16 protein-coding genes and 1 pseudogene are annotated in these 20,223 nt (G+C 70.7%); 10 read left to right on the top strand and 7 right to left on the bottom strand.

The annotated features are described in order from the left end of the window. The first annotated feature begins 480 nt into the window (after nucleotides 1-480). Entirely contained in the window at nucleotides 481-996 is a 516-nt protein-coding gene (locus ACF061_RS37920) for a lytic polysaccharide monooxygenase auxiliary activity family 9 protein (RefSeq protein WP_392271567.1), read from the top strand. A 397-nt stretch (nucleotides 997-1,393) separates the two neighbouring features. Here ACF061_RS37920 and ACF061_RS37915 read toward each other — a convergent pair whose 3' ends face one another. Further along, on the bottom strand, nucleotides 1,394-2,161 hold the full coding sequence (locus tag ACF061_RS37915) for a TetR/AcrR family transcriptional regulator (RefSeq protein ID WP_392271566.1): 768 nt from the start codon (nucleotides 2,159-2,161) through the stop codon (nucleotides 1,394-1,396). Between the two features lie 98 nt (nucleotides 2,162-2,259). Between ACF061_RS37915 and ACF061_RS37910 the strand changes: the two genes are divergently transcribed. The 3 genes from ACF061_RS37910 (at nucleotide 2,260) to ACF061_RS37900 (ending at nucleotide 7,068) form a co-directional block, all read left to right on the top strand. Continuing rightward, nucleotides 2,260-2,646, top strand: coding sequence for a VOC family protein (locus ACF061_RS37910; protein WP_392271565.1), 387 nt, complete (start codon nucleotides 2,260-2,262; stop codon nucleotides 2,644-2,646). Nucleotides 2,647-3,480: 834 nt separating this feature from the next. Further along, nucleotides 3,481-6,084, top strand: coding sequence for an SdrD B-like domain-containing protein (locus ACF061_RS37905; protein ID WP_392271564.1), 2,604 nt, complete (start codon nucleotides 3,481-3,483; stop codon nucleotides 6,082-6,084). A 303-nt stretch (nucleotides 6,085-6,387) separates the two neighbouring features. Continuing rightward, complete coding sequence (locus tag ACF061_RS37900; RefSeq protein ID WP_392271573.1) at nucleotides 6,388-7,068, top strand: hypothetical protein; 681 nt, start codon at nucleotides 6,388-6,390, stop codon at nucleotides 7,066-7,068. Nucleotides 7,069-7,075: 7 nt separating this feature from the next. On the opposite strand, the gene ACF061_RS37895 is transcribed toward ACF061_RS37900, so the two are convergent. After that, on the bottom strand, nucleotides 7,076-8,416 hold the full coding sequence (locus tag ACF061_RS37895; protein ID WP_392271563.1) for a right-handed parallel beta-helix repeat-containing protein: 1,341 nt from the start codon (nucleotides 8,414-8,416) through the stop codon (nucleotides 7,076-7,078). Nucleotides 8,417-8,503: 87 nt separating this feature from the next. On the opposite strand from ACF061_RS37895, the gene ACF061_RS37890 reads away from it, so the two are divergent. The 3 genes and pseudogenes from ACF061_RS37890 to ACF061_RS37880 all read left to right on the top strand — a co-directional run bounded on the left by ACF061_RS37890 (nucleotide 8,504) and on the right by ACF061_RS37880 (nucleotide 10,511). Next, on the top strand, nucleotides 8,504-9,661 hold the full coding sequence (locus ACF061_RS37890; protein ID WP_392271562.1) for a Dyp-type peroxidase: 1,158 nt from the start codon (nucleotides 8,504-8,506) through the stop codon (nucleotides 9,659-9,661). Nucleotides 9,662-9,675: 14 nt separating this feature from the next. Beyond that, nucleotides 9,676-10,078, top strand: a pseudogene (locus ACF061_RS37885) (transposase); the annotation flags it as partial. A 250-nt stretch (nucleotides 10,079-10,328) separates the two neighbouring features. Continuing rightward, a complete protein-coding gene (locus ACF061_RS37880) occupies nucleotides 10,329-10,511 on the top strand; it encodes a DUF5302 domain-containing protein (RefSeq protein ID WP_392271561.1) in 183 nt (60 codons plus the stop codon). Between the two features lie 445 nt (nucleotides 10,512-10,956). Here the strand turns inward: ACF061_RS37880 and abc-f are convergent, their stop codons facing one another. The 4 genes from abc-f to ACF061_RS37860 all read right to left on the bottom strand — a co-directional run bounded on the left by abc-f (nucleotide 10,957) and on the right by ACF061_RS37860 (nucleotide 16,015). Then, a complete protein-coding gene (gene abc-f / locus ACF061_RS37875) occupies nucleotides 10,957-12,567 on the bottom strand; it encodes a ribosomal protection-like ABC-F family protein (protein ID WP_392271560.1) in 1,611 nt (536 codons plus the stop codon). Between the two features lie 1,018 nt (nucleotides 12,568-13,585). After that, nucleotides 13,586-14,371, bottom strand: coding sequence for an ABC transporter permease (locus ACF061_RS37870; RefSeq protein WP_392271559.1), 786 nt, complete (start codon nucleotides 14,369-14,371; stop codon nucleotides 13,586-13,588). Next, nucleotides 14,368-15,324: an ATP-binding cassette domain-containing protein gene (locus ACF061_RS37865; protein ID WP_392271558.1), complete on the bottom strand. Its 957-nt coding sequence runs from the start codon at nucleotides 15,322-15,324 to the stop codon at nucleotides 14,368-14,370. The genes ACF061_RS37870 and ACF061_RS37865 overlap by 4 nt, the downstream gene beginning before the upstream one ends. 19 nt (nucleotides 15,325-15,343) lie before the next feature. Further along, nucleotides 15,344-16,015 carry a DUF4097 family beta strand repeat-containing protein gene (locus ACF061_RS37860; RefSeq protein ID WP_392271572.1) on the bottom strand — a complete coding sequence of 224 codons (672 nt, stop codon included), beginning with the start codon at nucleotides 16,013-16,015 and terminating at the stop codon, nucleotides 15,344-15,346. A 244-nt stretch (nucleotides 16,016-16,259) separates the two neighbouring features. On the opposite strand from ACF061_RS37860, the gene ACF061_RS37855 reads away from it, so the two are divergent. Continuing rightward, the gene (locus ACF061_RS37855) at nucleotides 16,260-16,991 is read left to right on the top strand and encodes a helix-turn-helix domain-containing protein (protein WP_392271557.1); all 732 of its coding nucleotides are present in this window, start codon (nucleotides 16,260-16,262) and stop codon (nucleotides 16,989-16,991) included. A 435-nt stretch (nucleotides 16,992-17,426) separates the two neighbouring features. Here the strand turns inward: ACF061_RS37855 and ACF061_RS37850 are convergent, their stop codons facing one another. Then, the gene (locus tag ACF061_RS37850; RefSeq protein ID WP_392271556.1) at nucleotides 17,427-18,023 is read right to left on the bottom strand and encodes a TetR/AcrR family transcriptional regulator; all 597 of its coding nucleotides are present in this window, start codon (nucleotides 18,021-18,023) and stop codon (nucleotides 17,427-17,429) included. Nucleotides 18,024-18,077: 54 nt separating this feature from the next. Between ACF061_RS37850 and ACF061_RS37845 the strand changes: the two genes are divergently transcribed. Together ACF061_RS37845 and ACF061_RS37840 are read left to right on the top strand one after the other, a co-directional pair. Then, on the top strand, nucleotides 18,078-18,965 hold the full coding sequence (locus ACF061_RS37845) for an SDR family oxidoreductase (RefSeq protein ID WP_392271555.1): 888 nt from the start codon (nucleotides 18,078-18,080) through the stop codon (nucleotides 18,963-18,965). 247 nt (nucleotides 18,966-19,212) lie between these two features. Beyond that, nucleotides 19,213-19,869, top strand: coding sequence for a GyrI-like domain-containing protein (locus tag ACF061_RS37840; protein ID WP_392271554.1), 657 nt, complete (start codon nucleotides 19,213-19,215; stop codon nucleotides 19,867-19,869). The last annotated feature ends 354 nt before the right edge of the window (nucleotides 19,870-20,223 follow it).

Genomic DNA, 20,223 nt, shown 5'->3' with positions numbered 1-20,223 from the left:
CGCCGCAGCGCCGGCCTTCTGCCCCACAGCACCCTGAAGGTCTACGACAACGCCGGCCACGGCCTCTACGTCACCCACGCCGACCGGCTCAACGCGGACCTGCGCGAGTTCATGACCACGGCCTGAACCGGACCGGCGGCCACGACGCACCGGCACCCGCGGCGCCGCGTCGGCCCGCCGGCCGCCAGCCGCCGATCGGCCGTGAGCGGAGCCGGAGGTGGACCTCAGGGCAGCGCGGCCGACGGCGGGTCCGCTCGGCCACCTCGACGGCACCGGTCCTTGGGCGGTGCACGACCGGCTGTGGCGCGCGCCGTACGACTTCGCGCACGAGCGAGTTTGGTCTAGACCAAGACGGGTACGCTTCCGTTGCCGCTCGTGACGCACCATTCACAGCGGTTGGCGCGAAAAGTGTACTTGTCATGAGCACGCTGTCGCTGACCCTTGTGGGCAGACGGCGTGTCCCCCCATGAAGGAGTCGCCATGAAGAGCAAGAAGAAGCTGGCCGCCGTCATCGGCGCGGGCCTTGCCCCGCTGGTGGCGGTGAGCCTGCCGGCCACCAGCGCGAGCGCGCACGGTTACATCTCCTCACCGCCCAGCCGACAGGCGCAGTGCGCCGCCGGCACCGTCTCCTGCGGGTCCATCAAGTACGAGCCGCAGAGCGTCGAAGGGCCGAAGGGCCTGATGAGTTGCAGCGGAGGGAACGCCGCCTTCGCCGAACTCGACAACGACAGCAAGGGGTGGAAGGTCACGCCCGTCAGCCGCACGACCAGCTTCAACTGGCGGCTGACGGCACGGCACGCCACCAGTACCTGGCAGTACTACGCCGGCGGCCGGAAGATCGCCGAGTTCAACGACAACGGCGCACAGCCGGGTGCGACCGTCACCCACCAGGTGAACTTCGGCAGCCTGACCGGCAAGCAGAAGGTGCTGGCGGTGTGGAACATCGCCGACACCGCCAACGCCTTCTACGCCTGCGTGGACGTGAACGTCAGCTGACGCGACCGCCGACGCCGGCTACGGCCACCGGAGCGTTCCTTCTCCGGTGGCCACTCGGCCGGGAGTCGCGGTCGGCGCACACCGGGATCCCCAGTTCCTCGCGGAGTGCGGGGCGTGATACTTCGCGGCGGTCTTCCCGCCCCGGGTGCGGCAGTGCTGCCGACGAGTGCGTCACGGTTCGGGTGGACGTGCTGTTCTGCCAATGCCGTCTGTTCGGGCGTGCGGGTCATGGCGGCAGTCGCTCGGGACCTCGTCGCACAATGTGTGGATATCGAGAGCGCTTCTGCGCGTGGCCGCCTACCGGTACAAATCGGCTCCCGGGCGTGTCCCGGACCTCTCGCAGGTGGTCATTGGCGAGAACCACCAAGCTGCACGCGGCCGGAATGGCGCGGGATCGTCATTCGCGCCGACTCACGCGGTGGGCGAGACCGTCCAGGATGCATTGCAGTCCGAAGTCGAAGGCATGGTCAGGGTCGTACAGGCCTTGGTGGGCGGCGCCCGCGGCGCTTCCGACACGGGCGGCCAGGGGGAACCGGTCGGGATCGAAGACCTTGGCCAGGAGTGGTTCGTTGACGGCCCACCACTGCTGGTCGGACATCGCGCTGTCGCGGGCGGCGGCCTGGGTCGCGAGGCTTTCGCGGGCGACGGACTGGACGAAGTTCAAAAGGAGAGTGAGAGCCGCGTCCATCTCCACGTCGTCGAGCCCCAGGCCGTCGAACGCGGCCAGCTCGTGTTCGTACTTGGTCATCAGCCCGGGGCCCAGTGGTGGGCGCGCCGTGAGCATGGTCGCCACCCATGGGTGGCGGTCGTACAGATCGCGGTTCTCTTTCGCGACGGCCTCCACCCGTCTGCGCCACGGAGCCGATGACCGGTCGCTGCGCGGCATCTGCAGGTACACGGCGTCCAGCATGAGGTCGAGCAGTTCCGCCTTGCCCGGGACGTAGGTGTAGAGCGTCATCGGTGTCACGCCCAGCTTCCGGGCGATCCCGCGCATGGTCAGGGCCTCCAAGCCGTCGGAGTCGGCGAGCTCGACGGCGACTCGGACGACGGCGTCGACCGTCAGCCCCTGTTTGGGGCCGCGGCGGGAGTCTCCGCGTCCGGGCTCGCGCCACAGCAGTTCCAGGATGCGGGCCGGGTCGCTCGTGCCCCCGTGTTCCTTGGCCATGGGCTCCATTCTCCCTGCCGAGGCCCTTGGCCCTCCACTTACTCTGTACGCAGTACGATGTACGACGTACAGAGATAGCCTCGACACCGGGACAGGTCATGAACATCACCTCCACCGCCGTCTCCCTGACCGTTGACGACGTCCCCGCCTCCGCCGCATTCCTGGTTGAGCACTTCGGCTTTCAGGAAGCCGTGACCGCCGACGGCTTCGCTTCGCTGGTCCGCGAGGGCGCGGCCGATGTGATCTTTCTCCAGCGTGGGACCGACGTCCTGCCCGAAGGCTTCCGGGACCAGCCTGCCGCGGGCGTGATCATCGCGTTCACCGTGACCGATCTGGACGCCGAGTTCGAGCGGCTGCGGAGCGAGGGCGCTCCCATCACCATGCCGCTGCGTGAGGAGCCGTGGGGCGAACGCCTCTTCCAGGTCACCGACCCGAACGGCGTCGTACTCCAACTCGTCGCCTGGACCACGCCCGAGCACCGGTGACGGCACGGGCCGGACGCACCGCGGGCGGCCGGCCCGCGCCGCGGGCAGCGCCAGTCCTCTTCCTCGCCCTCGGCGACGTCGAAGAAGGCCCGCATGTGCGCCCGGGTCCCGTGTGCCGCGCTGGAGCGATTGCTCGGGTCGCTGCCCACCCGCGGGCCTCACTGTGCCCCCGAAGGGCAGGTTCAGGCCGTTACCCAGTTGCTCGGGCTCCGGCGCCTTGACCGGCGCCGACGATGAGGTTTCGGGCCCACGGTGGCGAGAAGCGTCTTGACGCCACGCAACCGAGCGGTGGTAGGGCGCGAACCGAACCCATCTCGACCGGACAACGCCCTCGCGTGACGAGTATGTCCCGGACGCTCCGTGCGGGTGCCGGGCACTCAACAGGATCAGATTCGGCCATTACCCCGCTGTCGCATATTCTTTCGGTCACCATTTTGCGGGCCCGCGGAGAGCGGCGCGGATCCTGATGGATTTCAGGGTTCTGCTGGTGACGGCGAGACTCCGGCGCTTAGAATATCGCGCGCTGCTCGCGATAGCGGTGAGGCCGGCGGTGGGGGAGCGAGGGTGCCGTGATTGAGCTGCGCAAACTCATGACCCAGTGCCGTCCTGCCCTAGGCTCTGAACGCGCGTTCGTTTTTCCTGGTCTGCGGCGCTTACGGCTTGCCCAGAATATCCCCGGACGATCACCACAAAGCGGTTCACACAACGGCGGTGGGCCTTTTTTATTTTCCGTGGTGTTCGAGGCCGGCGTTCGGGCCTGGGGGCGCGCAGTGGGCGTACGGCGCGAAGCGGGTGCCTCGTTTTCAAGACCAGAGAACTGTGGAGTGTGATGCCATGAACCGAGTCGGCAGGGACTCGCGCCGGTCGGCCTGGAAGCTCGCGGATCCGCTGGCGCGCATAGGGTTATCCGTTCTCTTACTGGCGGGCGGCGCCGTGGGAGCGACGGCTGGACCGGCCGCCGCTTCGACCGCCGACGGCACGCTGACGGTTCAGGTGCTGCGCGACTTCTTCGGCACCGGCGTGATCAACACGACGATGGACGTGCCGCAGCCGGGCATCCGAGTGGAGGTCTCCGACCCCGCGGGACACGAGGTCACCGGCGTGACGGACGCCACCGGAAAGGTGACGGTGTCGGGCTCGACCGCGCTGAGCGGCGGTCAGTACCGCGTAGACGTCAGTATCCCGGCACCGTACAGCGACTATCTGCGGGCGGCGCCCGCGTCGACGGCGGAGAACCACTTCGACAGCTTCACGTCGTTCGTGGACGTGTCGGACGGAACGAACGCCTCGGTGGTGACGGCGGTGTGGAATCCGGCCGACTACGCGCTGCCGGACTCGCGGTACTTCGTGCCGGTCCACAGCGGCGCCAACAGCACCGACGACCGGGCGTTGGTGGCGTTCGGGACGAACGTCCGGGGCACGTGTCCCACCGATGTGGCGTGCCCGACCACGCTGGCCACGCAGGACCAGGTGGGCACCACGTTCGGGTTGGCGTACGACACGCAGCGGACCCGGTTGTTCCAGAGCGCGTTCGCCCGCCGGTACGCCCCGTACGGGCCGCAGGGCGGAGGCGCGATCTACACGGTGCCGGTCAACGGCTCGGGTGCGCCGGAGCTGTTCGCGCAGGTGCCCGACGCCGCGGTGACGCGGCACGACACCGCCGACATGATCAAGGATCCAGGGTTCACCGACGTGCCGGGCAAGGAGAGCATCGGTGGTCTGGCCCTGTCGGAGGACGGCTCCACGCTGTACGCGGTGAACCTGCGGACACGCAGCCTGGTGAGCTTCGACGCGACAGGGGACACCGCCGCGGCGCCCGAGTCGACGGTCCCGATCCCGGACCCAGGGTGCGCGAGCCGCGACGACTGGCGGCCGTTCGGCCTCCAGGCCCACGACAACAAGCTGTACGTCGGCGGCGTGTGCAGCGCCGGGAGCACGCAGCAGCGCGCCGACCTGAAGGCCGTCGTCTCCACCTACGACGGCAAGCGGTTCACCACGGTGCTGAGTCACCCGCTCACGGACGAACGCGGCACCGTCTTCGGCGCCGGCGACAAGGCCACCCACTGGAATCCGTGGAACACCAGCCTGGACACGTGGGACGACCGCAAGTCGGGCAACGTCTACATCGATCCGCAACCGGAGCTGGCCTCCCTCGCCTTCGCCCGCGACGGCTCGATGATCCTGGGTTTCCGCGACCGGTTCATGGACGTGCTCAGCTGGGGAGGGTTGGACCCCCGCCCCGGTAACGGCACGGCGGAGAACGGCATGTCCGGTGGTGACATCACCATGGTCTGCGCCACTCCCACCGGTGAATACCAGTGGGAAGGCACCGGGAACTGCCCCAACCACGCCACCCCCGCCAACAACGGTGGCCAGCCCGCCGATGTCGTCGAGTACTTCCCGGGCGACTTCTACGCCAACGCGCACCAGGAGACGGCGCTGGGGTCCGTGGCCTACATCCCGCAGCAGCAGTGGGTCGTCAGCACGGAGTTCGACCCGGTCGTCAACGTCGCGACCTCAGGGACCGGGTACCACGACATCGCGACCGGTCAGGGCCCGGGCAACAACCCGACCGCCAACGGGTTCCAGTTCGTCAGCCGGGAACAAGGCGGGTTCGGCAAGGCCGGCGGGCTCGGTGACATCGCGTACGCGGCGGCGAACGCGCCGATCCAGATCGGCAACCTCGTGTGGTTCGACGGCGACCACAACGGGATCCAGGACCCGGCGGAGGTGCTGCTGCCGGGAGCGACGATCAACCTGCTGGACGCGGACGGCAAGCAGGTCGCCACCACCAGCACCGATGCCGCCGGCGAGTACTACTTCGGTGGTGTCGGCGCCGAGTACGAGCTCACACCGGGTGCGGCGTACACGGTGCAGTTTGACGTGTGCACCGCGGACACCGGCAAGGTGCCCGGCCGGCCCTCGGCCGACGAGCTGCGGTTCACGCTTCCGCGAGCCGGTGCCAACCGTGCGCATGACTCCAATGTGACCCCGCCGACCACCGGACAGCTGTGCAACGGCTACGCGCCCGTCACGGCGCCGGACAAGCCGGGCGGCGTCGATCACACGATCGACGCCGGGGTGTACATCCCGGAGGAAACCCCGACACCGACACCGACGCCGACGCCGACACCGACGCCGACTCCGACGCCGAGCCCGACTTCCACGCCGAGCCCGACGCCGACCCCGGCTCCGACGCCGACCCCGACGCCGACCCCGACGTCGCGACCGGCCTCCCCGCCGGCCTGGCCCCCGGCCGCTACACCGCCATCAACAGCGCCCCCTGTCAACCCGGCCCCGGCCGGTGGCGGCTCGGGTTCGCTGGCGCACACCGGTGCGTCCGGGCTGCCGGAGATGATCGCCGTCGTCGGTCTGCTGGTGGGCACGGGCCTGGTCATCGCGTTCGTGAGCCGGAAGCGGCGCACCCAGAAACACTGAACGAACTGGACAACGGTGGTCTGCCTGTCCGTGGTCCGGACGGTGCGGTCAGGCAGACCACGTCTCGGCCGGTCCACGAGGGCCGGCCTGGGCGTCGTCTGTCACTGGACTGCCGAGGGTCGCCGCCACCGCACGGCGGCCGAGCGGTGTGGTGTGAGCGAGAGGGTGAATCGAACAGTGGCAGCGTCGAGTCGCGTGCGAAGCGTGAGAATCCAGCGAGCTCTACCGGGCCGTGCGGCTGACCGGCGCCGGTGGAGACCGGCCCGCTGGGTGGCAGCCGTCATCGGCACGGCGGCCGTCGCGGTGGCCGCGTTCCTGATAGCCGACGGTGGCTCCGGCCCCAGCGGTCCGCGCGCCCTGACTCCGGATGAGGCGAACCGGCTGGCGATCACGCGGTTCCGCAACTTCGAGGCGCGCGGCCGCGCGGTGACGATCACTGTTCCGGGCACCGCCGGCGGGTTGACCGTCACCGGGTCCGTCGACTACCGGGGCAAGCTCGGGTACGGCGTGGTGCACGGCAGCGGCCGCAGCACCGCCGGCGAAGGGCTGATCGAGTGGACGGCCACCTCGGTGTTCGTCCACCCGATGACGAACGCCCCGGCGCACGCACCCGCGTCGCCGCCCCGCTCGGGCTGGTACGGCCGTCGACTGCTGTCGTCCGGCAGCGCGCTGGACAGCTCGCTGGCCATCGCGCTCAATCTCGGCAGCGACCGGCCGGACAACGCCGAACTGCTGCCGCAGAACGGTGCCGCCTGGTGGGGACGGGACCAGGTGGACGGGCACCGGGTGGACATCATGACCGGGCCGTCCTCCCGCGACCGCTCCGGCACGGCGGGCACCGTGCGCTACTGGGTGGGCCCCGACGGCACCATGTACCGGGTCCGCGTCGACGTGAGGTCCGAGCCGCAGCCGGTGGTCATCGACTTCGACACCCAGAAGTACGTTCCGGTCAAGCCCGTACCCGGAGCCACACCGACGCGGTAGTCGCTGTTCAGGACGTCCGCACCCGCGCGTGCGCGGCGAGCAGGGACGCCGGCGGCAGCCGAATGCCGGCTGTCTTCGGCAGAGCCGGAACGGCCGGGACATCGGTGGCGCCCGTGGTGACGGCGTTGGGGAACTGCGGCTGCGGAGCAGGCGCCGCGATTTCGGTGAACGGGATGCCCCCGGGTGGTGTCGCCCTCGCCCAACTGCCGGACGGCGACAGCGACTTGGTCGGTAGCGGACAGGACGCGGTCGTCGCGAGCCGGGCGGGCGCCGTGGTGCGCAGATCGTTGCCGCGCAGGCAATTGCCCTGTCCCCGCGTGGCGGTGGGGAACGTCCAGCCGATGTCGACGCCGTTGCCGGTGAACGTGTTGGCCACGATCTGGTTGCCGACCGGAGGTATGTCGGCGGTTGCGGTGATCACCAGTCCGGCGTTGCTGTTGTCGGCGATGCGGTTGCGGGTGAACCGGTTGTCGCTGCCACCGTCGACGCCGATGCCGATGCCCCACCCGCCGTCGGCCTGCAGCGGGGTGGCCGTCTGCTGGTTGGCGGCGATCAGATTGCCCGCGATGACGGCGTGCTGCTGCGGGAGCAGTTTCTCCTGGTGGTCGGAGTTGGTGGTGAGTCCGACCCGGTTGCCGACCAGGCGGTTGCCGACCACGTACATGTCTCCGCCGGCGTTGGTGCCCTCGTAACCGACCGCGTTGAGTTCGGCGACGTTGTCCCGCACCACGATGCGACAGGGCTTGCACTGTCCGACATAGATCCCCGAGTCGGCTCCGCCCGACGCGTACGAGTGCTCGATGACACCGTTCTGCGCGGAGAACGCGTAGATGCCGTACAGACCGTTGCGGGTCGCGGTCACATACGAGACCAGGAACGACTTCAGGAAGGTGACGGGCTCGTCGCCGGTGTCGTAACCGCCGCTTCGCCCCGGCAGCCCGGCGGCCGCCTTCGCCGAGCCGGTGACCAGGACCCCGTTCTGCGTGTTGTTCTCCACGGTCAGGTTCTCCACGGCCACCCCGGGCGCCGATACGACGATGCCGTTCGGCTGCTGCAACCGCCCGTCGATGACGACCTTGTCCCGGGACTCACCGCGAAGAGTGACGCGCGCCGTGTCCATCCTCACGGACTCGTGGTACACGCCCGCAGCGACCAGCACCAGGTCGCCGGGCCGGGCCAAGGACACCGCATCCGAGATCGTCGGGGCATCGGCGGGCACTCGGATCGTCGCATGCGCACCGGCCGGCCGCCGGCCTTTGCCGGATCCGCCGTCGCCGCCGCCGCAACCGACCACAAGTGTCAGCGCGCCCAGTACCGCCGCCAACACGCGAAGAGCTGATCGAGGCATGATCCCAGTCTGGCATGGCGCCCAATTCCGCACCAGAAAAGACAGGTTGACCGACATCGGCGATTACGGTGTGGCACCCTGCACACCATGCACCGAGCCGATCACCGCCCGTCGCGCCGCACGTTCCTCGATGTCTCCAGCGCCATGGTGGTCGCCGGTCTGACCGCCGGGTGCACATCGGATTCCGCCCGGCCGGGCCGGCATGCTCCTTCCGCGGCGGCCGCGCCCGTGCCGGTCCCGGCGACGGGCCGGCACCAGGCAGGCGTCACGCTTCCCCAGCCGGCCCAGCGCAACCTGCTGGCCGTGGTGGCCGACCTCGCCGCCGCCACGGCTCCCGGCCCGTTACTGGCCGAATTAGGCCAGACCATCCGCACCCTCGTCGCGGGGACCGACCCGCGGCTGCTGGGCCTGCCGCCAGGCGACCTCACCGTGACCGTCGGCGTGGGCCCCCGACTGGTGCGCGCGGCCGGTGCCTCGCTGCCCGGCGCGACCGACCTTCCGCGGTTCTCCCGCGAGCGGATCAACCCGCGAGAACGCGGCGGAGACCTGCTGATACAGATCTGCGCCGGCGACGCGCTGCTCCTGCCGGTCGTCGCCGCCGCGCTCCTGGACCAGGCCGGTGACCGCATCCACGAACGCTGGCGGCAGTCCGCACGCCGCGGTACGAACGTGCCCATCGGCAACGGCTTGACCGCGCCACGCAACCCGCTCGGTTTCATCGACGGCATCGTGGGCCCGCACACGGACGCCGAACAACGGCGCGACCTGTGGCTGGCCGGACCCGCTGCGGTCACCGGCGGCACCCTCGCCGTACTGCGGCGCATGGAACTCGACCTGCCGCGGTTCGCCGCCCTGTCCGTGGCCGGACAGGAAGCGGTCTTCGGGCGTCGCCGGGCCAGCGGCGTACCCCTCTCCGGCGGCACCATCTCCTCGGGCCCGGAACTCGGAGCCAAGACACCGGACGGACGCTACCTCGTCCCGGCGGACGCCCATGTGCGCAGGGCGAACCCCACCGTCGTCGGCGCCGGCCTCATGCTCCGCCGCTCCTACAGCACCGACGGGCCCGCCCCCGGCCTGCTCTTCATCAGCTTCCAGAACGACCTGCGGACCTTCACCGCCACCCTCACCCACATGGACGCCTCCGACGCGCTACTGCGATATACCACCACAACCGCCAGCGCGACATTCCTGATCCTCCCCGGCTTCGACCGACAGCACCCACTCGGTTCCCGACTGTTCGGCTGAGAAGCCGACCGGCGATCGCCAAGCTCCTCGAGCCCGTCTGCGCCGCCCCCACCCAAGAGGCCGCCCCGGACCGGTTCGCCGAGTCCGCCGACGCCCGGGGCCGGAAGCATCCGGCGACCGATCTGTGGGAGAACGCCAGGGAGGAGTTCACCCCCTTTCCTACGGCCCGGCACCGAGACCCGCCGCATCGTCTGCTCCACCAACGCGATCGAGTCGGTGAACGCGCGCATTCGCCGGACGGTCAGAGCCCGCGGCCACTTCCCCGACGAGCGAGCCGCCCTGAAGCGCGTCCGCATGGCGATCATGTCCCTCGACCCCACCGGCAAGGGACAGACCCGTTGGACCATGCGATGGAAGACCGCACTGAACGCCTTCGACATCACCTTCGACGGCCGCCTGTCGGCAACCCGCGAGTAGCCCCAACCACCCGATTGAACCGCTCGTTTGACGGACCCCTGCACGTCGCGAGGCAGGACATCCGCTGGGAGCGGGTCTTCGCCGCCGGTGTCCCGGCCGACCTGCCGGTCCACGCCAGACGGCGCGCGCTGTCCGAGAGTCGCCGCGCGGACTTGGCCCTCGACCGGATCTTGAGTGAGGATACAAGATCCGGTCATGAAAGTGGTGCTGGAGACTTGGCGGAACCGTTCCCTACGGCAAGGAGGACCGGATGACTGAAACCCCGAAGAACGACCCCGGCGAGGACGAGGTGCGCGCGAGATTCAAGGAGGCACTGGCGCGCAAGTCCCAGGCCTCGCAGGCCAAGCACGCCCAGGAAGAGGCACGCAGCAAGGTCAAGAACATGAACGGTCGCGCGGGCCAGAAGCGGAACTTCCGCCGCAAGGCCGGCTGACCGGGAACCTCGTCCGGAACAAGCTGCGGCATCCCGTTTCTCGGAGTGCCGCAGCTTTTTTGTGGCCGCGGGACCGCTCGAGAGGTGGCGGAGAGAATCGCGGGAACGCCACAGGAATGCTTCCGGTGTGCTGTGAGCGCGCCGCAGGGCCACCACACCGTGCGTCCAGAACGCTTCCGCCCGGACTCGAGGCGGGAGGGCCGCGCGTCGAGCTGCGCGGCATGCGCGGGGTGCTCTCCTCCGGCCTCGAGTCCACCGACTCGCCCGTCCGCGGCCGAGGCGCTCGTCGGCGCCTCGGCATGGTCACCCTGCCGGGTCCGGATCCGCCGGTCTGCCGGACCGGCCGGGGAGCCCGTACGGCGTCACCGCCGCTGCGCGTGCGGACTCCGCTCGGGCGGACACCCCGGGGATCGCTGCACGGGGTGCCGCGACGGCGACAGCCGGATCAGTCGCGGATCGAGCCGCCCTCCAGACGCACCGTGCGTCCGGTGAACCGCCTCTCGAGCATGCGGTCGTGGGAGACGACGACCAGTGCTCCACGGTAGTGCGACAGGGCCTCTTCGAGGTCCTCCACCAGCGCCGGTGACAGGTGGTTCGTCGGTTCGTCGAGCACCAGCAGGTCCACGGGGTCGTGCAGGAGACGGGCCAGGGCGAGCCGCCGGCGCTGGCCGACGGACAACCGGCCGACCGCGGTGGCCAGATCCGACGGCCTGAACAGCCCCAGGCCCAGGAGCGCACCGCGATGTGCCTCGACATCGCCTGGCAGGCCCTCGCGGAACGCGTCCAGGAGGCTGAGCCCGGGCGCGGTGACCGGGGTCTCCTGCGGCAGCCAGCCGGTGCGCGCCCAACGGGTGCTCGTGCCCCGGTCCGGTTCCAGATCGCCGATCAGCACCCGCAGCAGGGTGCTCTTGCCGGCTCCGTTCGGGCCGGTGATCAACACGCGCTCACCCGGGCGCACCTCGAAGTCCGGCACGCGGAGCCGGTCCGCCACCTCGACCTGGTACAGCCCGGCGACCACCGAGGCGCCCATGGCGTCGCCGCCCTGGATCCGGGGTGCGAAACGCATCGGCTCGGGCGGGCGGGGGACCGGGTTCTCCTCCAGCCGGCGCAGCCGCTCCTTGGCGTTGCGCACACGGGCGGAGATCTGCTTCTCCACACTGCGCTGGTGGCGGCCGTTGGTCCGGTCGGTGTTGCCCCGTGGCCCGGCGGCGGCGTGGTCCGTCGCGGCGCGCGTGAGTTCGCGCTGGTGGGCCAGGTCCTCCTTCCACTCCTGGTGCTGTTCCTCCCAGCGCAACCGCGCCGTCGCCTTGGCCTTCACATAGCCGGCGTAACCGCCGCTGTGGCGGTGGACCGTGTGCTGTTCGCCGTCGACGTCCCACAGGGCCGTCGCGACCCGCTCCAGGAAGACGCGGTCGTGGGAGACGACCAGGACGCTGCCGCGGTGGGAGCGCAGGTGTTCCTCGAGCCATTCCAGCGCGGCCCGGTCCAGGTGGTTGGTGGGTTCGTCGAGCAGCATCAGCTGCGGTGCGGCGGCGAGCACACAGGCCAGGCCCAACCGGGCCTGCTCGCCGCCGGACAGGCCGGCCAGCCGCCGTGCGGTGTCCACGGACGCCAGGCCCAGACCGTGCATGGCGGCCTGCACCCGGGCGTCGGCCGCGTAGCCGTCCCGGGCCTCGAAGGCATCCATGAGATCGCCGTACTCGGCCAGCAGGGCCGTGAGCGCGTCGCCGTCCGCCTCGGCCATCGCCGTCTCGCAGCGGCGCAGTTCGTTCTCCAGCGCGCGCAGTTCGGCGAGGGCGTGGTCGATGGCGTCCCGCACCGTGTCGTCGGGCGCCGGCTCGGCAGTCTGCGGCAGATAGCCGGTGCCGCCCGGGGCGCGCACCAGCACCCGGCCCGCATCGGGCTTGTCCACTCCGGCGAGCAGACGCAACAGGGTGGACTTGCCGGAGCCGTTCTCCCCGATGACGCCGATTCGTTCGCCGAGGGCCACCGACTGGTGCACCCCGTCCAGCAGACGACGGTTGCCGCGGGTGAGCTGGATGTCGTCCAGGACCATCTGGAAATCACCTGGCGACGCCGCGTCCGGTGCCGGCTGCCGCTCCTCGACGAGGGAGGTGCCCGCCTCCGAAGCGGGGGACGCCGACGAACCGGTCGCGGAACGGGAAGTGGAGGGGGAGGAGGAGTTACGCATGGGTACGCACGCCGTTTCATCCGTGGATCCGAAAAGGTCGACCGGAGGCGAGCACTGCTCGAACGGGAGCCGGAGACAGGCACGACCGCATGGCGCAGGACGTGGAACAGAAGACTGCCGTGACAGGCCAATGCGGTACTCGAAACGACGCTGAAGGGGCCGCTGGATGAGCGGCGCACACCGTGCCTGTGGCGCCCGGAGCTGGAAGTGCTCGCGGGGAGGCGTCAGATGTAGTAGTAGCCTGCGGCGGCGAATGCGGAAATCACGCAATGGATCTTAGCAGAGACCCCCCTCGCACTTCTCGCCGCCGTCCTCGCTCCGGCGCCCGCCGCGCCCGCCTCGACGGACACCTACGTCGGCACCTGGGCAGCGCCGCCCACCGCCGTACCGCCCACCGACTCCACGGTGCGGGCGTCGTGAACGACGGCGTCGGTGGCAACCGTCTGGCGGGACCCGGACCCGGACCCGGACCCGGCTCCGGGCTCGCCCGCCGAGTCCTTCGCCGTGTACTTCGGCGAGAGCGCTCCGAAGAGGTTCGACCGTGAAGTGCAGGGCCAGCCCGGCGTCCGTGCCGTCACCGTGCTGCTCGGTGTCAACGACCTGGGCCGGCCGGCCGTTGCCGCGCCCGCCGGTGAGGAGGTGACGGGCACCGGAACTCATAGACGGCCACCGGCAGTTGACCCAGCGTGCCCATGAGCACGAGCGGCGGTGCCGCGGGCACAGCGGGCGGCTGATGCCGTCCAGGAGCCGTACGGGCCCGGCAAGACGCGCGGGCGCACGTCGGCCGCACTCCATGGGCGTGGCGGCGTACGCCGGCGAGGTGCCGGGTGCGCCGCCCTGAAACCGCTCGCGGGTGGTGGCCCGCGCTGTTCATGGGGCGGGGTTACTTCGTTTCGCGGTTGAACGTCGAGGTGGACCAGAGGTAGCCGAGGACGGTCAGGCCCAGGCACCAGGCGACGGCGAGCCATCCGTTGTGGCCGATGTGGGTGCCGAGGAGCAGGCCTCGGAGGGTCTCGATGGCGGGGGTGAAGGGCTGGTACTGGGCGATCGGCTGGAACCAGCCGGGCATGGAGTCGACCGGGACGAAGGCGCTGGACAGCAGCGGCAGCAGGATCAGCGGCATGGCGTTGTTGCTTGCGGCCTCGGCGGTCGGGCTGACCAGGCCCATCCCGACCGCGATCCAGGTCAGGGCCAGGGTGAAGAGCGCGATCAGCCCTAGGGCCGCGAGCCAGTCCAGCACGGTGGCGTCGCTGGAGCGGAAGCCGATGGCCACGCCGACGGCGCCGACGAGGACCACGCTGAGGACCGACTGCAGCACGCTGCCGATGACGTGGCCGATGAGCACCGACGGGCGGTGGATGGCCATCGTGCGGAAGCGGGCGATGATGCCCTCGGACATGTCGTTGGAGACGGAGACCGCGGTCCCGATCACGGTGGAGCCGATGGTCATCAGCAGCAGACCGGGAACGATGTAGGCGATGTAGGCGGAGCGGCCGCCGCCGCCGATGCCCGCGCTCATGGTGTCGCCGAAGATGTAGACGAACAGCAGCAGCAGCGTGATCGGTGTGAGCAGCAGGTTCAGCGTCAGGGAGGGGTACCGGCGCGCGTGCAGGAGGTTGCGGCGCAGCATCGTGTGCGAGTCGCGCACGGCGAGGGGGAGAGGGCTCATCGGACAGCCTCCTCGGGCTGGTCGGGGACGCCGGCGCTGCCGGTCAGTGCGAAGAACACGTCGTCGAGGTCGGGGGTGTGCACGGTCAGTTCGTCGGCCTCGATGCCGGCGGAGTCCAGCCGGTCGAGGACGGAGCGCAGTTCGCGCTGGCTGCCGTCCGAGGGGATCCGCAGGGTCTGCGTCTCCTCGTCCCGGGTGCCGGCACCCAGGACGAGGGCGGCGGACTGGTAGGCGGCCGGATCGGTGAAGCGGAGCCGGACGTGTCCGCCGGGGACGAGCCCCTTCAGTTCCCGGGCGGTGCCCTCGGCGGCGATCCTGCCGTTGTCGAGGACGGCTATGCGGTCGGCGAGCTGGTCGGCTTCCTCGAGGTACTGGGTGGTGAGGAAGACGGTGACGCCGTCGGTGACCAGCTCGCGGATGATCTGCCACATGGTGTGGCGGGAGCGGGGGTCGAGGCCGGTGGTGGGCTCGTCGAGGAAGATGATCCGCGGGTCGCCGACCAGGGTCATGGCGATGTCGAGGCGGCGCTTCATGCCGCCGGAGTAGGTGGCGGCCGGCTTCTTCGCGGCCTGGACGAGGTCGAAGCGCTCCAGCAGTTCGGCGGCGACCCGGCGGCCCTCGCGCCTGGAGAGGTGGTGCAGGTCGGCCATGAGGAGCATGTTCTCCTCGCCCGTGATCAGCCCGTCGACGGCGGAGAACTGCCCGGTGACACCGATCGCGGCGCGTACGGCCCGCGGGTCGGCGGCGAGGTCGTGGCCCGCGACCCGGACCTGCCCGCTGTCGGGCGCGATGAGCGTGGACAGGATCTGCACGGTGGTGGTCTTGCCGGCGCCGTTCGGACCGAGCAGGGAGAAGACCGTTCCTTCGGGCACGGTCAGGTCGACGCCGTCGAGCACGCTCTTGTCGCCGTAGGACTTGCGCAGCCCGCGCGCTGCGATGGCCGACTCGGTCATGGGAGGAACTCCTTCTCGCTCACAGGCTGCGGGCGGTGATGTCGCCGTAGGCGGTGGTGGCGTGGATGGTGAGGTCGGCGGCGGGTCCGCCGGTGTTGACGAGGCTGTTGCTGACGCGGCCGTAGCCGGTGCCGGCGTCGAGGGTGGCGGAGACTCCGCGGGCGGCGCCGACCGCGATGTCGCCCTGGTCGGTGCGCAGCGTGACCGTGCCGCGCACGGCCTCGGCGATGTGGAGGTCGCCCTTCAGGGTGCTGATCTCGGCCGAGCCGCTCAGACGGCCGACGCGGATGTCACCGGCGGCGAGGGTGAGGCGGGCGCTTTCGGCCTCGTCGAGCTTGACCGCGCCCTGGGCGCCCTCGAAGGTGACGTCGCCGAGCCGTCCGACGCCCCTCAGTTCGGCGCCGGCGGCCTTGGCCACGACGCGGGAGCCGGCGGGCAGCTGGACGGTCACCTCGAGGGATCCGGAGGCGCCGAGGACCCGGTTCTTCGCCGCCGGTGCCTCGATCCGTACGACGCCGTCGGCGTGGGTGACCGTGGTCTGCTCCGCTGTCTGCGCGTCGCGGCTCCTGGAGGCGTCCGCGGGCAGGACCTCGACCGTGGTGTCGGCCCGTCCGGAGGCGATGATCCGGATGTGCCCGGCGGGGATGTCGAGGACGGCCGCGACGGGGGTGGGGGTGTCGAACTTCCGCATCGTGTTCTTGCTCGTCTGCATCGCGCGCTCCTTCGTCCTGTCGTTTCTGACGGTGGAAACGCTACGTTGCGTTTATGGATTGGGCAACACTCTTGTCGCAAGAGTCAGCGATAGACGCAGGTCAGAAGCCATCAAACATTGCAATGGCTTGAAGGCTAACGCAACCCCTCTCACCAGGTTCATTGCAATGGACTGGGGGTGAACGCTACAGTGGTCACCCCATGGACCACGTGAGGAGACCGCGATGCCGGGAGGCAGGCTCACCCAGCAGGAACGCCAGCAGATCGCGCTGGGACTGGCCGACGGCCTCGCCTACGCGGAGATCGCCAGGCGCCTGGACCGCCCCACCTCGACGATCACGCGCGAGGTGATGCGCAACGGCGGCCCCACCGCCTACCGCGCCGACCTGGCCCACCGTGCCACCGAGCACCGCGCCCGCCGCGGGCAGACCGCTCGCCGGGACCCCGGGACGCGCCCGCAGCCGCACGGGCGCGACGCCGAGGCGGTGCGCGAGTACGAGGAGGTGTTCACCACCGTCCTGATGGCTTCGGGCATGCCCAAGATGATGGCCCGGGTGCTGGCCTGCCTCTGCCTGACCGACACGGGCAGCCTCACCGCGTCCGCACTCGCCCAGCGCCTCCAGGTCAGCCCGGCGTCCGTCTCCAAAGCGATCGCGTTCCTCGAGAGCCAGGGTCTCGTCCGCCGGGAACGCGACGGACGCCGCCGCGAGCGCTACGTCGTCGACGACGACGTCTGGTACCAGTCGATGATGGCCAGCGCCCGCTCCATCGCCCAGGTCGTCGAGATCGCCCGGCAGGGCGTCGGCGTCCTCGGCTCCGGCACCCCGGCCGGGGTCCGCCTGGAGAACATCGCCCGCTTTCTCGACTTCGTCTCCGAGAGCACCGCCCGCGCCGCCGAACAGGCCCGCGACATCCTGGGCACCAAACCCGCGACGCCCTCGGACGGCGCCGCCTGAACCACGTTCGGGCCGCGGACGAGGAGCCGTCCCGACGCTCACCGCCCGGTGGGACCGTCGCCCACTCCGGGCACGTCCCGGCGCGGCCGGCTGACAGTCGGGCCGGCGACCACCGCCGCCCCGGCCGGGCGGCAGAGCCGGGGCGGAAGCCGCCGACCCCCCGGTGTCGCCTTTCCGGTGCCGAGTCCCACCAAGGGGCGGGGCGGGGAAGCGACGCTCGACCTCGGCAGCGGGCACCGGCCGGCGGCCACCTGACGGGGAGTCGCCCGGCCGCCCCCCGTCACCTTCCGCGACTACCGGATCGGGACTGTGCCGGCGAGCTGTCCGCGCCGAGGCGGCGGCCGCCGGCATCCCTTTTGTGCAAGCGGCCCGACCGGGCCCGTGGCGACGCGTGCACCGCGCCGCGGTGCCTCCTTCGACCGGGAGCGTCGCCCGTCACCGCAGCTGGTCGAATGCCTGGCCGGCGTCGGCCACGGCCTCGGGATGGACGTCGCGGGCGCTTCGGCCGTCGGCGATCTTCTGCCAGTTGGTCCGGGCGAGCACCCGTTGGACCGCGAGTACCTGGGCGGCGCGAAGCCGTGCCTGGATGCCTTCGCCGAGGGCGTCCGCCAGTGCCTCCTCGTCCTCGAGCCGGTAGCGCGTGAGCCGTGCCGCCAGGCTCGGTGTGGTGAACACCAGCCGATGGAACGCCACCACCTCGGGATGATCGTTGAGGCCGGTGACGGGGTCGTACCGATCGAGGCCGGCCCGGAAGTGCCGGTGCAGCGCCGCCACCGGCTTGATGCCGGACCCGCGCTCACGTACGACGCGTGCCGCCTCGCCCTGGTGGTCCGCGAACCGGTGCAGCACCAGGTCTTCCTTGGTGGGGAAGTACCGGAAGAGGGTCGGCTTGGAGATCTCGGCCGCCGCGGCGATGTCGTTGACCGAGACGCGGTCGAAGCCGCGCTCGAGGAACAGCGAGACGGCGGCGTCGCCGATGGCGTCGCGCGTCCGCTCCTTCTTGCGGGCCCGCAGGCCCGTCGGCTCGCTCATCTGACCACCGTAACATTCATGACCGCGTTGCTTTTTTAACCGGGTTACGTTTCTATGGGCGGCGTGAAACAGACAGACATCCCTCCCGTGCTCGTAACCGGCGCGACGGGCCGGATCGGCCGCCTCGTCATCGACCGGCTCCTCGACGCGGGCGTGCCGGTCCGCGCCCTCACCCGTCGCTCCGAGGTCGCGGCGACACTGCCCGCCGAGACCGAGGTCTTCACCGGCGACCTCACCGTGCCCGAGTCGCTCGACCCGGCACTGAACGGCGCCGGTGCGGCCTTCCTCCTCTGGACCTCCCCGCCCCGGACCGCCGCGGCAGTCGTCGAGCGGCTGGCAGCCCGGGTACGACGAGTCGTCTTCCTCTCCTCCCCGCACCAGACCCCGCACCCCTTCTTCCAGCAGCCCAATCCCATGGCGACGCTGCACGCCGACATCGAGCGGCTCATCGCGGCCACCGGACTGGAGTCGACGATCATCCGGCCGGGGATGCTCGCGTCGAACTCGCTGGCCTGGTGGGCGCCCGCGATCCGGGCCGGCGAGGTCGTCCGGTGGCCTCACGGTGCCGCCGAGACGGCCCCGGTCGACGACCGCGACGTCGCGGCCGTCGTGGCGCGCACGCTCTGCCGGGACGGATACGCCGGAGGCGACTACGTCCTCACGGGTCCCGAATCGCTTACCCAAGCCGCGCAGGTGAACGTCATCGGTGACGCCCTGGATCGCCGGATCGCGTTCGAGGAGATGACGCCGGAGGAGTTCCGAAGCCTCTCGGAGGGCATGGCGCCCAGCTCGGTCGTCGAGATGCTGCTCGCCGCATGGAGCGCGGCAGTCGGACAGCCCGCGTACGTCACCACTGCGGTGGCCGACATCCTCGGGACGGCGCCGCGAACGTTCCGTCAGTGGGCGGCCGACCACGCCACCGCGTTCACGGAGGGTTCGTAACCTCCTCGACCGCGACCTGCGCCGCAGCCCTCGGTCCGCCTGGCGGCCGAGGCGCAACACGCCCGCAAGGCGCAGGCGGAGCAAGTGGGCCGAGCACCCGGCAGACGGCGGCACCGGGACCGAGCGGCTGCGGGCGGCCGAAACGCGGCACCGGAGCGCGGTCCCGGAAGCCGAGGGCCGGCTCGCTGACGACCGGGCGGGGCCGAGCCCCGCGTCGGCGCGAGGCACGGAGGGTGAGCCGCCTGACGTGGCGGCCGACGGGCACGTCGCCGCCGTCGACGTCGTGGAGCCGAAGGACAGCGAGGCCGGCCTCGAAGGCGACCGGACCACGGCCGGGGAACCGCGTCCCGAGGCGGCGGAACTGCCGGCGGGCGATTACTCAAAACCCGCCGGAAGGGAATTTTATACCCTGCTACCTTTGTCTCCGCGCCAGCCGAAAAGAGGAGGAAACATGTTCACGGTGGAAGAAATCCCGGAATCCCGCATCGCATATTTGAGGCGAACCGGCCCGTACGGGGAAGCGAACGGAATTCAGATGGAAAGGCTCAAATCCTGGGCCGCCGCGAACGGCCTGCTGCGCGCCGACTCCGCCGTCCTGGGCATCGCCCGCGACGATCCCGCCCGCACCGCGCCCCGCGACTGCCGCTACGACACCTGCCTCGTACTGCCCGACGATGCCGAGGTCCGTCACCCCGATGTCCTGGAAACCCGCCTCGCCGGCGGCCGCCACGCGGTCCTCACCACCGCGCACACCCCCGAGGGCCTCGCACACGCCTGGGCCGGCCTGTTCGACGGCCTTGCCGCCCAGGACCTCACCTTCGACACCACCCGCCCCGTCCTCGAACGCTACCGGCCCCGCCTGCTCGCCCAGCACCTCTGCGAAATCTGCATTCCCATCACATGACCCGGACCGCCGCCGTCCCCCGAGGAATGACACTCAGCCTGAGTCCTTTTTTCAACGCGAGCGAAAGTCACCCTGCCCGGACCCCGTTCTACGGCCTCGGCCAGCCCTCTCCTCCGGAATCCCGTTCAATGCCCGGACACGCCTCGCGTCGCGAAACGCAGCTCCTCGAACAGGTCACGCAACTCGCTCGGCATGCGGGGAGCCACGTCCGTGCCCTCCTCCAGCAGACGTACATTCTCGGGCACCGGCGGTGGTCCTGGCGCGTTAGCACCTGCGCCCCAGAGGGTAGCCGGGTGCGCGACCGTGCGAGACGCCTGATCGTCGACGGCCGCTCAGCCACGGGAGGCCGGAGGA

The organism is Streptomyces sp. NPDC015220, assembly GCF_043079345.1.
Taxonomy (GTDB): domain Bacteria; phylum Actinomycetota; class Actinomycetes; order Streptomycetales; family Streptomycetaceae; genus Streptomyces.
Note: the sequence above shows the minus strand (reverse complement) of the source record. Positions and strands in the feature narration are given on the sequence as shown.

Bases quoted from the DNA above. Each gene is read 5' to 3' on its own strand.
- ACF061_RS37920 (WP_392271567.1), top strand. From the start codon at position 481: ATGAAGAGCAAGAAGAAGCTGGCCGCCGTCATCGGCGCGGGCCTTGCC.
- ACF061_RS37915 (WP_392271566.1), bottom strand. From the start codon at position 2,161: ATGGCCAAGGAACACGGGGGCACGAGCGACCCGGCCCGCATCCTGGAA.
- ACF061_RS37910 (WP_392271565.1), top strand. From the start codon at position 2,260: ATGAACATCACCTCCACCGCCGTCTCCCTGACCGTTGACGACGTCCCC.
- ACF061_RS37905 (WP_392271564.1), top strand. From the start codon at position 3,481: ATGAACCGAGTCGGCAGGGACTCGCGCCGGTCGGCCTGGAAGCTCGCG.
- ACF061_RS37895 (WP_392271563.1), bottom strand. From the start codon at position 8,416: ATGCCTCGATCAGCTCTTCGCGTGTTGGCGGCGGTACTGGGCGCGCTG.
- ACF061_RS37890 (WP_392271562.1), top strand. From the start codon at position 8,504: ATGCACCGAGCCGATCACCGCCCGTCGCGCCGCACGTTCCTCGATGTC.
- ACF061_RS37880 (WP_392271561.1), top strand. From the start codon at position 10,329: ATGACTGAAACCCCGAAGAACGACCCCGGCGAGGACGAGGTGCGCGCG.
- abc-f (WP_392271560.1), bottom strand. From the start codon at position 12,567: ATGGTCCTGGACGACATCCAGCTCACCCGCGGCAACCGTCGTCTGCTG.
- ACF061_RS37870 (WP_392271559.1), bottom strand. From the start codon at position 14,371: ATGAGCCCTCTCCCCCTCGCCGTGCGCGACTCGCACACGATGCTGCGC.
- ACF061_RS37865 (WP_392271558.1), bottom strand. From the start codon at position 15,324: ATGACCGAGTCGGCCATCGCAGCGCGCGGGCTGCGCAAGTCCTACGGC.
- ACF061_RS37860 (WP_392271572.1), bottom strand. From the start codon at position 16,015: ATGCGGAAGTTCGACACCCCCACCCCCGTCGCGGCCGTCCTCGACATC.
- ACF061_RS37855 (WP_392271557.1), top strand. From the start codon at position 16,260: ATGCCGGGAGGCAGGCTCACCCAGCAGGAACGCCAGCAGATCGCGCTG.
- ACF061_RS37850 (WP_392271556.1), bottom strand. From the start codon at position 18,023: ATGAGCGAGCCGACGGGCCTGCGGGCCCGCAAGAAGGAGCGGACGCGC.
- ACF061_RS37845 (WP_392271555.1), top strand. From the start codon at position 18,078: ATGGGCGGCGTGAAACAGACAGACATCCCTCCCGTGCTCGTAACCGGC.